The sequence below is a fragment of the Candidatus Accumulibacter propinquus genome (assembly GCF_056856495.1).
This window is the reverse complement of the sequence record NZ_JBSEHC010000002.1, coordinates 333,097-347,640: the sequence shown is the minus strand read 5'-3', so window position 1 is coordinate 347,640 and position 14,544 is coordinate 333,097. Positions and strand designations below refer to the sequence as shown.

At 64.1% G+C, this 14,544-nt stretch carries 11 protein-coding genes; 3 read left to right on the top strand and 8 right to left on the bottom strand.

The window, feature by feature from the left end; genetic code table 11:
* Nucleotides 1-109 precede the first annotated feature (109 nt).
* The 3 genes from AC15MQ_RS04095 to AC15MQ_RS04085 form a co-directional block, all read right to left on the bottom strand.
* Nucleotides 110-658, bottom strand: a complete 549-nt coding sequence (locus tag AC15MQ_RS04095; RefSeq protein ID WP_483079405.1) for a Uma2 family endonuclease — start codon at nucleotides 656-658, stop codon at nucleotides 110-112.
* Nucleotides 655-2,109, bottom strand: a complete 1,455-nt coding sequence (locus AC15MQ_RS04090; RefSeq protein ID WP_483079404.1) for a DUF3375 domain-containing protein — start codon at nucleotides 2,107-2,109, stop codon at nucleotides 655-657. Before AC15MQ_RS04090 ends, AC15MQ_RS04095 begins: the two co-directional genes overlap by 4 nt.
* A gap of 225 nt (nucleotides 2,110-2,334) precedes the next feature.
* Nucleotides 2,335-3,486 (bottom strand): pyridoxal-phosphate-dependent aminotransferase family protein, encoded by a 1,152-nt coding sequence (locus AC15MQ_RS04085; protein WP_287665841.1) that lies wholly within the window; start codon nucleotides 3,484-3,486, stop codon nucleotides 2,335-2,337.
* Between the two features lie 259 nt (nucleotides 3,487-3,745).
* Here AC15MQ_RS04085 and AC15MQ_RS04080 point away from each other — a divergent pair, with 259 nt between their 5' ends.
* The 3 genes from AC15MQ_RS04080 (at nucleotide 3,746) to AC15MQ_RS04070 (ending at nucleotide 9,032) form a co-directional block, all read left to right on the top strand.
* Nucleotides 3,746-4,687 carry a DUF808 domain-containing protein gene (locus tag AC15MQ_RS04080; protein WP_483079403.1) on the top strand — a complete coding sequence of 314 codons (942 nt, stop codon included), beginning with the start codon at nucleotides 3,746-3,748 and terminating at the stop codon, nucleotides 4,685-4,687.
* Nucleotides 4,688-4,775: 88 nt separating this feature from the next.
* Nucleotides 4,776-5,891: an efflux RND transporter periplasmic adaptor subunit gene (locus AC15MQ_RS04075; protein WP_483079402.1), complete on the top strand. Its 1,116-nt coding sequence runs from the start codon at nucleotides 4,776-4,778 to the stop codon at nucleotides 5,889-5,891.
* A 6-nt stretch (nucleotides 5,892-5,897) separates the two neighbouring features.
* A complete protein-coding gene (locus AC15MQ_RS04070) occupies nucleotides 5,898-9,032 on the top strand; it encodes an efflux RND transporter permease subunit (RefSeq protein ID WP_483079401.1) in 3,135 nt (1,044 codons plus the stop codon).
* Here the strand turns inward: AC15MQ_RS04070 and AC15MQ_RS04065 are convergent.
* The 5 genes from AC15MQ_RS04065 to AC15MQ_RS04045 all read right to left on the bottom strand — a co-directional run bounded on the left by AC15MQ_RS04065 (nucleotide 8,998) and on the right by AC15MQ_RS04045 (nucleotide 14,422).
* Entirely contained in the window at nucleotides 8,998-10,092 is a 1,095-nt protein-coding gene (locus tag AC15MQ_RS04065) for an EAL domain-containing protein (protein WP_483079400.1), read from the bottom strand. The genes AC15MQ_RS04070 and AC15MQ_RS04065 overlap by 35 nt on opposite strands.
* Nucleotides 10,093-10,314: 222 nt before the next feature.
* Nucleotides 10,315-10,680, bottom strand: a complete 366-nt coding sequence (locus AC15MQ_RS04060) for a hypothetical protein (protein ID WP_287654652.1) — start codon at nucleotides 10,678-10,680, stop codon at nucleotides 10,315-10,317.
* 235 nt (nucleotides 10,681-10,915) lie between these two features.
* Nucleotides 10,916-12,538 carry an ATP-binding protein gene (locus tag AC15MQ_RS04055; RefSeq protein WP_483079399.1) on the bottom strand — a complete coding sequence of 541 codons (1,623 nt, stop codon included), beginning with the start codon at nucleotides 12,536-12,538 and terminating at the stop codon, nucleotides 10,916-10,918.
* Nucleotides 12,454-13,563, bottom strand: a complete 1,110-nt coding sequence (locus AC15MQ_RS04050; protein WP_483079398.1) for a hypothetical protein — start codon at nucleotides 13,561-13,563, stop codon at nucleotides 12,454-12,456. The genes AC15MQ_RS04055 and AC15MQ_RS04050 overlap by 85 nt, the downstream gene beginning before the upstream one ends.
* A 25-nt stretch (nucleotides 13,564-13,588) precedes the next feature.
* A complete protein-coding gene (locus AC15MQ_RS04045; RefSeq protein ID WP_483079397.1) occupies nucleotides 13,589-14,422 on the bottom strand; it encodes a substrate-binding domain-containing protein in 834 nt (277 codons plus the stop codon).
* Between the last annotated feature and the right edge of the window lie 122 nt (nucleotides 14,423-14,544).

The following is a 14,544-nucleotide window of genomic DNA, read 5'->3' as shown; positions in this document are numbered from 1 at the left end:
GGCTCGCCACGATCGTGTGTGGGCGTCACGGCCGGCCTGGTCGAGCAGGTGTGCAACATGAAGGTCAGGCCACCTTTTTGTTCTTACCGAACCGTACACTCAGAAGCCCTCAATCAACATTACGAAACAAACGTTCCCATGAAATCGTGGCCTCGACGCTGGCCAGTGGCAGCGTTTGGCCGGGGGCGAAATCGTGCAAGACCCATAGACCGTCCGAACCTTTGCGAAACAGCTCAAGCTGTTGCTGGTCGGGGTCGATCAGCAGGTATTCCTTCAGGGACGGCAGGCGACGGTAGGCGATAAACTTGTCGCCATGATCGTAGGCGGCGGTAGATGGGGATAGGACTTCGGCGACCAGCACCGGATGGTGCATCGCCAGTTCAGCGCGATGGTCATCCGGATGGCAGGTCACGAAGACGTCCGGGTAGAAAAAACTGTTCTTTGCGGCGATCTCGATTTTCATGTCAGCCATATAGACGCGCCAGGGTGTGCCCAACAGGGCTTCGTCGAGCGCTGCGAACAGATTGCCGGAAATCGTCACCTGCCGTCTTGAAGCACTGCCCATGGCGAACACTTCTCCGCCGACATATTCGTGTTTTTCCGGCTGCATGGTTTCCCAGCGCAGGTACTCTGCTGGGTCGAGTCCTGCCTCACTCACCGCACGAAGATCACACGCGGCAGCCGCGCCTGCCTGGCGTGGGGGTGACCTGCCGGCGTCATCCCGGTCCAGACGATCAACTCGGTCACGCCTTCGTCGATCACCGCCTTGAAGGTATCGTCGGCGAGTTGCAGGTAGGCCACCAGTTCGGCCAGGCCATGCTGCAGCGGTCTCGTTTCGCACAGTTCGCGCAGCGTGATCTGCGAGCGATCCTGCAAGGCATGGCGAATGTGGCGTGCGAGTTGCGCGCGGTCGACCACCACCTGCGAGAACAACACCGCGGCGTCGACCTCGCCGTCACCCGCGTCTAGCGCCGCATCGACGATCGACGGCCTGATCGCCGGCGTGTACAGCGGCCGCTCGATCGGCAGTTCGATGGCGGCCGCGGTATCGGCGATGCTCATCACCGTACCCGTCGGCGGCGTGTCGCGCAGCGCCAGCGCCTTGGCTTCGATGCCGTGCAGGATGTCCATGATGCGGCGATTCTCGAGCCAGGCCTGATCGTCGAGAAAACGGCGCAACTGCTGCGAGAGCTGGGCCACCGTGCGCTGCGTGTGCTCGCCGGCTTCCAGCCAGTCGTAATGTACCCGACGGGTGCGCACGTCGGGGCGCAGTTCGAGCACCGGCGGCAACGCCAGCACCCGTTCGAGCAGGGTGGTCAGCTCTTCCTGACGGCGGCTCGACATCAGGAAATCCCAGAAGGCGCGAAAGCTACGCCCTTGATCGGAATCGGCAATCGCGTCGCGCTCGCCCATGATTTCTTCGAGCAGCGCGCCCTTGGCGCCTTCCCACAAGGCGATGCGCTCGCGCACGCGCCGGTCGAGCCCACGGAAGTTGTGTTCGACCTCGCGAAAGTCGGTCAACAGTTCGCGCGCCAGCGTCGTGAACTGCTGGAAACGATCCTTCAGCCCGGTGGCGTCGAGCATCGGCAGGTCACCGGACAGGACGCGCGCCATCTCGGCGTCGATCTCGTCGCGGCGGCGCTGCAATTCGGCGATGCGCGCCTGCGGATCGCTCTCGCTGCCCTCGCTCATCTGCTTGAGCAACTCGAACAGGGTCAGCAGGCGTGACTCGGTGCCGACGAAGCTGCGTTCGGCAAGCGTCTCCAGCCAGGCGATCGCCTTCTCGGTGGCCGGCATCAGGTCGAAATGCGGTTCGTCCGAGCCCTGCGCGTAATACTTGCGCAGCCAGCCCTTGTCGTTCGCCGCCCAGTCGTTGAGGTAGTCGAGCGCCGATTTCGGGAAAGCCGCGGTGCCGAGGCGCTCGCGCAAGCCATAGAGTTCATCTTCGAGCGCTTCGGCCAAGTCGGCCTGCGTCATCACCCGCACATTCGGCGCGATGAACACGCGCTGCAGAAAGCTCGCCACCAGCGGCGCGTGCTCGGAGCGCAGCAGGCGCCAGGCCGGGTGGCTCTGGCGCAGCAGTTCGAGGGTGGCGTAGTCGAGGCTCATCGCAGCAACCCGCCGATCAGGCGATCATCCGCGGCCGCTGTCCAACACAGCCGGCACCCTGGTATTCGACAACCAGCGTCTTCGACCTGAAACGCCCGCCGAGTGGCGACGAGGATCCATGCTCCACGCAGGACCGGATTACCTGCCGATTCGAGAGGATTCTTCATCTACAGGTGATGCTCGACGACCGCCCCCTTGCCGATCCAGTTGAGCGTCGGCAAGCGATCAGGACTCCGGCGGTGGCGTCAGACGCGTCACCTCGTCGAGCGCGTCGGCCAGGTTGCGCAGCGTGCGGTCGGGATTGTGAAGTTTTTCGAGGCCGAACAGGCCCACCCGGAAGGTACTGAAATCGGCCGGCTCGTCGCATTGCAGCGGCACGCCGGCGGCGGTCTGGACGCCGATCGAGACAAATTTCCGGCCCGACTGGATCTCCGGGTCGTCGGTGTAGCTGACGACCACACCCGGCGCCTGGAAGCCTTCGGCGGCCACGCTCTTGAAACCCTTGCCGGTGAGCAGCGCACGCACGCGCAGGCCGACCTCCATTTGTTCCTGGCGTACCCGCTCGAAGCCGTAATTCTCCGTTTCCCGCATCACGTCGCGCAACACCGCCAGCGCATCGGTCGGCATCGTCGCGTGGTAGGCATGGCCGCCATTTTCGAAGGCCTCCATGATCTGCATCCACTTCTTGAGGTCGCAGGCGAAGCTGCTGCTGGTCGTGGCGTCGATCCGCGCACGCGCGCGCTCGCCCAGCACCACCAGGGCGCAGCACGGCAGACCGGTCCAGCCTTTTTGCGGGGCGCTGATCAGCACGTCCACCGCGTTGGCGACCATATCGACCCAGACCGCGCCGGAGGCAACGCAATCGAGGACGAACAGCCCGTCCACCTCGCGTACCGCTTCGCCGACGGCGCGCAGGTAGTCATTCGGCAGAATGATTCCGGAAGCGGTTTCGACGTGTGGCGCGAAAACGATGTCCGGCCTTTCTTCGCGAATACGGGCAACGACCTCCTCGACTGGCGGCGGCGCGAACGGCGCCTGCCTGTCCTCACCGACACGGCGGGCCTGCAGGACGATGCTTGCCGAGGGAATGCGCCCCATGTCGAGAATCTGCGTCCAGCGGAAGCTGAACCAGCCGTTGCGGATGATCAGGCACTTCCTGTCGTTTGCAAACTGGCGGGCCACGGCTTCCATGCCGAAGGTGCCGCTACCCGGCACGATAATCGCGGTCTTGCCGTTGTAAACCGTCTTGAGGATCCGGGAGATGTCCTTCATCACCCCCTGAAAGCGCTGCGACATGTGGTTCAGGGATCGGTCGGTATACACCACCGAGAATTCGAGCAGACCATCGGGGTCGGTTTGGGGCAGCAGTGCAGGCACGATTGTCTCCAGTTGGTAAGGTGAGAGCATGGATTGCGGCTGGCGAAGGACGGGGAGCATACCGCCAAGTCCGCACGCCGCGCTAGTCGCCGCCGCGCTGCCGCAGAAAAAAGGCGCCGCACCGAGCCTGTCAACGCGACCAGGTGACGCGGCGGGGGACATTTTCGGGCACCGGGTATCGCCTTATCGCCTAGAATTCGGAATCTTCCGACCCTCGCGACCGTGACCGCGGCCGCCTTACTGACAACAGGACACCCCAATGGCCGGAGCCAGCCTGCTTGCCCTGATCGACGACATTGCTTCGGTCCTCGACGACGTTGCCCTGATGACCAAGGTTGCCGCCAAGAAGACTGCCGGCGTCCTTGGCGACGACCTCGCGCTCAACGCGCAGCAGGTGTCGGGTGTGCGCGCCGAGCGCGAGTTGCCGGTGGTCTGGGCGGTCGCGGTCGGTTCCTTGAAAAACAAGCTGATCCTGGTACCGTCTGCGCTGGCCATCAGCCGCTTCATCCCCTGGGCAGTGCTGCCCCTGCTGATGCTCGGCGGTCTGTACCTGTGTCTTGAGGGCGTCGAAAAGCTGGCCCACAAGTGGCTGCACAAACCCGGCGACGAGGACGCCCTGCACGCCGAACAACTGACCGCCGTTCTGGGCGACGATACGGTCGACCTGGCGGCATTCGAAGCCGACAAGATCAAGGGCGCCATCCGCACCGACTTCGTGCTCTCGGCGGAAATTGTCGTGATTGCGCTCGGCACCGTCGCCGGGCAGCCGTTTTCCACGCAGGTCGCGGTGTTGTCGGCTATTGGGCTGCTCATGACGGTGGGCGTGTATGGGGTGGTCGGCGGCATCGTCAAGATGGATGACCTGGGGCTCCACCTGCTGACCAGGAACAACGCCCTGCTGCGAACGATCGGCAGAGGCCTGCTGCTGGCGGCGCCACGCCTGATGAAGGCGCTGACAGTGATCGGTACGGCCGCGATGTTCCTGGTCGGCGGCGGCATCCTGACCCACGGCATCGCGCCGCTGCATCATCTGATCGAGCAGGTCGCCGGACTGGCTGGCGGGATTGCCGGCGTCGGCGGCGTGCTCAAGGCTTTGACGCCGGTCGTTTTCGACCTGCTGGTCGGCCTTGCCGCCGGCGCACTGGCTCTCCTCGGCGTGCACGCCTTTGCAGCCGCCCGTGCGGCGCACGGACGCCAATGACCGTTTGGGCTAATCTGCGCCCCACCGGGGACGATCGTCGGGCCATTATTTTCGAGAAATGCGGTAAAACCCAATGACAAGAAGCAGAATGCTGATGGTGGCTGCGATGGCCGCCGTCGTCGGCGCGGGGTACTGGTATTACAGCACCCGCAATGCCACCTCCGGCGGCACCGCCAAGGTGCCGCCGCCGGTACCGGTGACGGTCGCCCAGGCGAACCTTGGCGACGTGCCGGTCCTGCTCGATGTCGTCGGCCGCGCGGAAGCATACGAAAGCGTGACCCTGAAATCGAGGCTCGACGGGCAGGTCGCTGCCGTGCCTTACACCGAAGGACAGCATGTCAGGCAGGGCGAGGTTCTGGTGCAGCTTGATGCCGGCGATTTCGACGCCCGCCTGCTGCAGGCCGAGGCCAATCTGGCCAGGAACGAGGCCCTCATGGCCAAGGCCAGGGCCGATGTCACGCGTTATCTCGCCCTGCAGGGACGCGGCTTCGTGTCCGAAGAAAAGGTCAACGAGCTGCGTACCGCCGAAGCCGCCGCAGCGGCCACGCTGAAGGCCGACCAGGCGGCCGTCGAGCTGGCCAGACGCCAGATCTCCTACACCACCATCCGCGCTCCGTTCGCGGGCGTCGTCGGCGCGCGCCTGGTCTTCCCCGGTTCGGCAGTGAAGATCAATGACACGGCTCTGGCGGTGGTCAATCGCATTCGGCCGCTGTACGTGACGTTCTCGGTTCCCGAAAAACACCTGCCACGCCTGCGCAAGGCCATCAGCAGTGGTGAAATGCGCGCCGACATCACGATTCCCGGCGACCGGGAGCAGCGTTTTGAGGCGACCGTCAAGTTTATCGACAATACCGTCGATACCGCTACCGGCACCATCCTGATGAAGGCCTTGCTCGAAAACCGCGAGGAGAAGCTCACGCCCGGACAATTTCTCAATGTCAGCATGTCGCTCGACACCCTCGCCAAGGCCGTCGTCGTTCCCGCCGAAGCCGTACAACAGGGGCCGGAGGGCAACTTCCTGTTTGTCGTCAGGCCGGACAACACCGTCGAGCCCCGCAAGATCGAGGTGCAGGCCGGCTATCGTGGCCTGGCAGCGATTGGCAAGGGCGTCGCCGCGGGGGAAACGGTGGTCACCGACGGCCAGCTCAGATTGACCCCCGGCGCCCTGGTCCAGGCCAGACCTGCCCAGCAAAAAACCGAGTAGCGGCGCATGAACCTGCCCGAACTGTGCATTCGCCGCCCGGTGATGACCACGCTGCTGATGGCGGCGTTACTCATCTTCGGCTTCATCGGCTACCGCGCCCTGCCGGTGTCCGAGTTGCCGACGGTGGACTTCCCGACCATCGCGGTGACCGCCAATCTCCCCGGCGCCTCCCCTGAGACCATGGCGGCAGCGGTCGCGACGCCTCTCGAAGGACAATTTTCGACCATCGCCGGCCTCGATTCGATGACCTCGACCAGCGCGCAGGGCTCGACCTCGATCACCCTGCAGTTTTCGCTCGAACGCAACATCGATGCCGCCGCGCAGGACGTCCAGTCGGCCATTTCGGCGGCGCTGCGCCGGTTGCCGCCGAACATGCCGGCCCCACCCTCGTTCCGCAAGGTCAACCCGGCCGATTCGCCGATCTTCTACATCGCCATGTTATCGCCGACGCTGCCGCTGTCGCTGGTCAACGAATATGCCGAAACGCAGCTCGCCCAACGCCTGTCGACCATTCCGGGCGTTGCCCAGGTGCAGATCTTCGGCTCACAGAAATTTGCCGTCCGCGTCCAGGCCAACCCCGACCAACTGGCCAGCCGCGGCATCGGCATCGACGAGCTGCAGCAGGCGCTGGCGCAAAACAACGTCAATCAGCCTGTCGGGCAGCTCGACGGCAGCCGGCAGACGTTTGCCATCAAGGATGGTGGACAGCTGTCCACTGCCGCAGCCTACCGTCCGCTGATCGTCACCTGGCGAAACGGGGCACCGGTTCGGCTGGAGGAAGTCGCCACGCCCATCGACAGCGTCGAGAATAAAAGGATCGCCAGCTGGAACGTCGACCAGCGCGCCATCGTGCTGGCGATTCAGCGGCAGCCCGGCGCCAATACCATCGAAACCGTCGATGCCATCAAGCGCGTGCTGCCGTCCTTCCAGTCCAAACTGCCGGCGGCGATCGAGATGAGGATACTCTTCGACCGCAGCGTGTCGATCCGCGAAGCCATTGACGACGTCCAGTTCACGCTGATTCTGGCCGGTTTCCTGGTCATCCTGGTGATCCTGCTGTTCCTGAGAAACCTCTCGGCGACGGTCATCCCGGCGCTGGCCCTGCCGATTTCGGTCGTCGGCACTTTTGGCGCGATGTCGCTGCTGGGTTACAGCCTGGACAATCTTTCGCTGCTGGCGCTGACGCTGTGTGTCGGCTTCGTTGTCGACGATGCGATCGTGATGCTGGAGAATATCGTCCGCCACATCGAACAGGGCGAAACGCCCTTCGACGCGGCGCTCAAGGGCGCTCGGGAGATCGGCTTCACGATCATTTCGATGACCCTCTCGCTGATTGCCGTATTCATCCCGGTGCTGTTCATGAGCGGCATTGTCGGGCGCCTGCTGCACGAATTCGCGGTCACCATCTGCATCGCGATTCTGGTCTCCGGCTTCGTGTCGCTGACCCTCACACCGATGCTCTGCAGCCGTTACCTCAAGCACGCGGAACCCGATTCGCACGGCCGCCTGTTCCAGATCTTCGAGCGCTTCTTCGACGCCTTGCTGGCCGCTTACCAGGCCAGCCTCAAGGTGGCGACGGCACACCCCCGGAGCATGCTGGCGGGGTTTTTCGCCACGCTGCTGCTAACCGGCCTGCTGTTCACCGCGGTGCCCAAGGACTTCCTGCCGAGTGGCGACTCGGGGCAGATCCTTGCCTTTACGGAAGGCGCCCAGGACGTGTCTTTTGCCTCGATGGTCAGGCATCAACGTGCCCTCGCCGAGATTGTCGCCCAGGAACCCGACATCCGTTCGTTCATGTCCTCCGTCGGGGCCGGTGGCATTCGTCCGACAGCCAATACCGGCACCATTTTCATGATCCTCAAGCCGCGCGCGGAACGTCGCTCGTCTCCGGACCAAATCATTCAGCGTCTGCGCCCGAAGCTGGCGGCCGTGCCGGGCATCAAGGCTTACATGCAGAATCCCCCGGTGATCCGCATCGGCGGACAACTGACCGCCGCGCAATACCAGTACACCCTGCAGGACACCGACCTCGTCGAGCTTTACCACTGGGCCGGCACATTGACCGACCGGATCCGTCAGTTGCCGGGCTTCGTCGATGTCACCAACAATCTCAACAACCTCAGCCCGGTGCTGGCGCTGGATATCGACCGCGACAAACTGGCCAGCCTGGGCCTGACCTATGGACAAGTGGAAGATGCGCTGCAGAGCGCCTTCAGTGCGCGGCAGGTCTCCACCATCTACGGTTCGAGCAACCAGTACCAGGTAATCCTCGAAGTGGCTCCGGAATTCCAGTCCGACCCGGAATCCCTGCCCCGCCTCTACGTGCGCAGCAGCAGCAGCGGCAAGCTCATCCCGCTCGACACCGTGGCGCGCTTCAGCCGCAAGACGCAGGCGCTGACGGTTAACCACCAGGGCCAATTGCCCTCGGTGACCATTTCATTCAACCTGCTGCCGGGCGTATCCCTCGGTGAGGCAGTGAGCAGGATCAAGGCGCTGGAACAGGAAGAGCGCGTGCCGGTTTCGCTCAGCAGCAGCCTGCAGGGCACGGCAAAAGCGTTCGAGGCCTCGCTGCAGGGTCTGGGCGTCCTGCTGCTGGTGGCCATTCTGGTGGTCTACCTGGTGCTCGGCATCCTCTACGAGAGTTTCATCCACCCTCTGACCATTCTTTCCGGGCTACCCTCGGCCGGCCTCGGCGCGCTGTTGACGCTGTTGATCTTTGGGGTCGATCTCAGCCTCTACGCCTTTGTCGGAGTCATCATGCTGATCGGCATCGTCAAGAAGAATGCCATCATGATGATCGACTTCGCCCTGGATCGCCAACGGCGCGATGGAGTTGCCGCCGCCGAGGCGATTTTCCAGGCCTGCCTGATCCGCTTCCGGCCGATCATGATGACCACCATGGCGGCCCTGGTGGGAACCCTGCCGATCGCCCTGGGACTCGGGGCGGGTGCCGAAGTCCGGCGGCCCCTCGGGCTGGCGGTGGTCGGCGGACTCCTGCTTTCGCAGTTCCTCACGCTGTACCTGACGCCGGTGGTGTACCTCTACCTCGACCGCTTCTCCAGAGACCCGACGACAGCAGCGACTGCCCTGGACAGCCAAACGCCGCCTACAGATTCTCTACAGGAATCGGCCGGCCGGTAAGAAACCCCTGGATCAACTGAAAACCCATCTCCCGGCAGATCTGCGCCTCGACTTCCTGCTCTATGCCCTCGGCGAGCGGCACCGAACCCAGGTCGAGGACGAGCTTTACGAGATCGCCGACGACGCGGCGCTTGCGCGCGCCGGCCAGATGGATGTCGTGCACCAGGCCCATGTCGAACTTGACGAAATGTGCCGGCGCGTCGCCGAGTTCGCTCAGCCGAGCCTGGCCGGCACCGAAATCGTCGTAGGCGAAGCGGACGCCGATGTCCCGGAAGCGCCCGGCGAGTTTGACCAGACGCGCGCTTTCGGTCACGGCGGTTTCATGGATCTCGATCACCAGATCGAGTTCCGGCCGCTGCTCGCGCACGCTCACCAGCGAGTCGAAAAACTCTTCGCTGAAGGTTTCCTTCGGATGGGTATTGGCAAACAGCGGGAAACCCTGCAAACGTGGGGCAATCGCCGCAATACCGAACTTGCGGAAAGCGACGCTGAGGTCAATTTCGCGATCCAGCGCGCTCGCCAGTTCGAACAGACGGATCGGTGAGATCGGCAGCAAGGGGTGATTGGCTCGGCCGAGCAATTCGTAGGCGACAATGCGGTTGGTCGTCGCATCGACGATCGGCTGCGCGGCACCGGAAACGCCGTGTCCTTCGAGCAATGCTAGGAACTCGGCTTCGTTTCGCACAAACCGCGCCGACAGTTCCAGGCCCTGGGGCATCAGCATGGTCCGCATGTCGTCGATGCGCAGGTGGCCGCCCAGGTTCACCCGCATCCGGAATTCAGTGGTGCCGAAGTGCACGATGTCGTTCTCGTCGAGCAGGCAGGATCCTTCGATGCGCTGTCGATTGACGAAACTGCCGTTGGTGCTGTTCAGATCGGTCAGTCGAATACGACCACTGATATCCCGTGTCAGCGCCACATGATGTCGGCTCAGGTCACGCGAGGCCACCACCAGGTCGTTGTCGGCATCGCGGCCGATGCAGAACGGCAGATGGGTGATGTTGTAGGTCATATGCGAGCCATCCGCCGCGACGGACTCCAGGAACCACTGCCTTTCCAAGCTACGCTCCGCTGATCGGTATTGAAGGAGATCTCGTGCCACTGTCCACGCAGAATCGTTCCTGCCAAGCCAGACGCAACGACCTGCACAACTACTCGAGGATACTGACAGCTAGCCCCAACCTTGCCGTCAGCCGGGAGCATACCCCGGAGGTCTTCAGAATGTCCACTACATACGATGCAGCGGACAATCCGCAAGCCGCCCCTGCCGCTGTTCGCGCGGCTAGCGCGCCGGAACCAGTTGCCAGCCTTCGGGACAGTAGCGGACGTTGGGATAATATTGCCCCGCGGAACCGCAGTAGTTCCAGTATGCGGTCGGCGGCGGCACATAGACCGGCTGTGGCGCCACCACCTGCACGGGTGGTGCGTAGTACGTCGAGGCTGCGAGCCCGACGGCGAGTCCGGTAATGGCCAGTACGGCTGCCGGTGCGACCCAGCCATATCCACGCGAACCGCCGTGGTGGTAATCACGGTGCTGCGCCGGCTGATAATAATAGCCACGCTGCCCACCGCGATCCGCCAGAGCGGGAGTGGATGCACCCAGGGCCAGGCAGAGTGCGATGCAGAGAGAGGTCGTATTGGTTTTCATGAACCAAGTAACGCTTCTGGACTACCGGCGATGACGAGCAGACGGCGGCGATTTGTAAGCAATTGTGACGGGGCCATCGCGGGCACGCACATTCATCCCTGCCGCGGCGGCCGCCACCGGCGGTGGCAGCGTACTTTGGATCGTTCGCGCACCGCTGACGAAAGGCGTTCGAGGGAATTGCCGACCGCCTGGCAAGTTTTCCCGGAAGACGGGAATGATCAGCGACCGACGACCATCAGCCGGTGGACTGCGTGCCGGCGCGGTGTTCAAGTTCGGCCCGCAGCGCGGCAATGCCCAACTCGAAGTCGGCGCCGAGAGCGGCCAGGGCCACCTCGATCCCGGGACCGTCCTCGCTTCTGGCGAGTGCTTCGATGCGCGCAGCGCCGCCTGAAACAGCCGTCAGGCCAACCGCGGCACTCGAAGACTTCAGGCTGTGGGCTGCGCGTGCAAGCTCCGGCCAGGCGCCCTCCGGCAGGTGGTTGCGGATGCCGGCGAGCAGGTTCGGTGCATCGCCCAGGTAGAGACCGACTACCCGCTGCACCAGATCGCCGCTGCCGCCTCGGTTGAAGCTCGGGTTGTCGAGCAGGGCGTGGCGGTCGAGCACGGCGCTCGACGGCGCCGTGACCGGAGACACAACGGCAGCGACGGCCGGCCCGGGAGGCGACGACGTCCCCGGCGAGGCGTCGCTTGCGGGCAGCCAGCGAAGCAGGCAGGCATGCAGCGGATCAAGGCGGATCGGCTTGCTCAGATAATCGTTCATGCCGGCATCGAGGCAGCGCTGCCGATCCTCGGGGAGTGCGTTGGCGGTAAGGGCCAGGATCGGCACCCGTGACGCCGCAGTCGGCAGTGCGCGAATCGTCGCAGTCGCTCGATAGCCGTCCATGACCGGCATCTGGCAATCCATCAGCACCAGATCGAAGCTGCCCTTGCTCAATGCCTCGATCGCCAGCGCACCATTTTCGACGATCGTCGGGGTGGCGCCGATCTGCCCGAGCATGGCTTCGATCACCGCCTGATTCACCGGGTTGTCCTCGGCAACCAGAATCCGGGCCGCAAGCCTGTGCAGGCGGCGGCGCTCTGCCGGCTCTTCGGCTGGCGGAGACACCGCTTCGGCAAACGGCAGTTCGATGGCGAACACGCTGCCGCCGCCGACGACGCTGTCCGCACTGATTGTTCCCCCCATCAATTCGACCAGATGCTTGCTGATCACCAGGCCCAACCCGCTGCCGCCGAAACGACGGGTAGTGGACTGGTCTGCCTGGACGAAGGGCTGAAACAACCCGGCAATCGCCTCGGGCGCGATGCCGATGCCGGTGTCGCGGACGCTGAAGCGCAACCAGACGCGTGCATCGCCGGGACGCGGATCGATTCTCGAGGCGGTCAGCGTAATCGTGCCGCCCTCGGTGAATTTGATGGCGTTGGTCATCAGGTTCGACAACACCTGGCGCAGCCGTGTCGGGTCACCGTGCAGCGGCAGGCTGGCGGGGGTTCGGAAGTCGGTCAGCAGGGTATTCCCACGCGCCGACGCGAGCTCCCGAAAAACCTCGGAGAACTGGGCGAGCACGGTCTGGAGTTCGAAGTCGATGCGCTCGAGAACGATCTTGCCGGCTTCGATCTTGGCCAGGTCCAGAATGTCGCCCAACAGTTCGTGCAACGCTCGCCCGGCGCTGGTAATGGCGTGCAGGTAGCGGTTCTGCTGCTCGTTGAGGGGCGTACGCGCGAGGACCTCGGCCATGCCCAGGATACCGTTGAGCGGCGTACGGATTTCGTGGCTCATGTTCGACAGGAATTGCGACTTGGTGCGACTGGCGGCCTCGGCGGTCTGCCTGGCCTCGACCAGTTCGCTGTTGCGCGCCACAGACGGTCGGTCAAGGTCTCCAGAACGTTCACTACCGACTGCACCTCGTTGCCGGTGTTCGCCGCGATGCTGCTGCCGGTCATCTCGGCAGCCATTCCTTCGGCTTTCCTGCGCAGCGCCCGCAACGGCCTGAGAACCAAGCGCAATAGCAGAATGCCGAGCACGCTGCTGACCGCCAGGATGGCCACCGCATACCCGGCGGCACGTTGATTGGCATCCTCCAGGCGTTGGTAGGCGGCAGCACTATCCAGCACGGCGACCATCACGTAGGCGTTGTCGATGATGGTCAGCGGCAGATAGCCAGCGGTTTCGTGGGCGGTACGCGACTGGCGGTAAACCGGGATCTTTTGGGTCAGGGCTTCCTGAATCAGGAGCGGGTCGAGCGTGCGCACCCGGTTCGTCGACGCCGCCAGGCGCTCGCCGTTCCTCGACACCAGAAACAGATCGGCACCCAACTCCCGGCCCAGCCTCTCCAACAGCGCGTTATCCACGCGGACGCCGGCACTGACCGTGCCGACAATCCTGTCCTGGACACGGATCGGTTCGATGGCGCGCAGCGTCAAGGCGCCGCCGTCAAGGTCGCTGACCATCTGGCTGGCGCCTTCCAGCGCCTCGAACACGCCCCAACTCGACGACCGATCGCCATGTCGTTCCGGTTCCTGGCTCCGGTAGACGATCACTTCCCGACTGTCGGTCACCTCGATGAGATCGATCTCGCTGGCCTCGCGCGCGCTATCAACGACCGCACTCAGCGTCGTCGTTCTTTTGCCCTGGGCGTTATTGGCAAGCGTCGCCCCGAGGCTGTCCCGACCGGCCGTGAGACGGGCCGTTAGGCGGGCCCGCAACGAATGTTCGACAACGAGTTCCTCGAGCACGCGGCCGATGGTCTGCATTTCGTCGCGCTCCTCGGCTTCGACGGTCGCCTGCAGGGCTCTCCCGGATACCTGGAAAGCGGTCCATAGCGAGATCGCCACCAACAGCGCGAAAGCCAGAATCAGCGTGAAGGTGAGCGAGAAGCGGCGCATCGGGAGCGCTGCGATGCGCCGACGGTCAACCCGGGCTGCCGGGAGGCAGGATGCCGTAGCGACGAAGCATGCGCTCTCCCTCGGGCGAACGGATGAAATCGAGGAAAGCCCTGGCGGCGGGAGTCAATCCATTCGGCTTGTGGATCAGCCCGAGTTCGACCCAGGCCGGGTAGCTCCCACGTTCGAGGTTTTCCGGAGTCGGATCGACACCGTCGAGGGCCAGGTGAACCACCTTGGTGGTGCACGCGGCCAGCGCCGAACGATTCAGGAACCCGAGGCTGCTGGGGTAACGGTCGAGCAAGGCGAGCAACTGCGGGTCGAGGTTCACGATCTTGACACCGGGTCCGAAGGTGATGTCCTTGAACGCTTTGATCACTCTGGCGACGGCCTGGCGACTGGCGTCGGAGTTTTCGCGTCCGACCGCGCGAATCGGCGCCGCCTTGCCGCCGAGATCGCTCCAGTTGGTGATCTTGCCGCTGTAGATGTCGACCAACTGGCTGGTGCTGAGGTTGCGGACGGTGACGCCGGCTCCGCCAGCGATGACCACCGGATCGCGACCGAGCGAAACATAAAGAAAACCCTGCTTGCGCTCGTCATCCTTGAGCATCCGCCCGACGCGCCCCAGCGGCGAGAGGCCCTCCCCGACGTCGCGCAGGGCGCCCGCCGTTCCGGTAGACGGCGGCACCACCACCCGATGTTGCGACTGACGCGCATTGAACGCCTGCGCCAACTGGCCGAGAACATATTCCGGATTGCCGCTGCCGGGGATGACCAGATCTTCCGCACGACTTGTCCCGGCCAGCACTAATGTCAGCAGCGCGAGCCACAGCGCGCGCGCCAAACCTGAATTCAGCATCATTTATTGCCCCTCAAGGCAGGCCAGGTTGAGCAGTACCCCGCTCGGTGGTCGCACCGCGTCGGAAAGCGCCTGCGGCAGTTTACCAGACCATCCGTAGAGCGTAGCGAATTCATTTCCCCTGC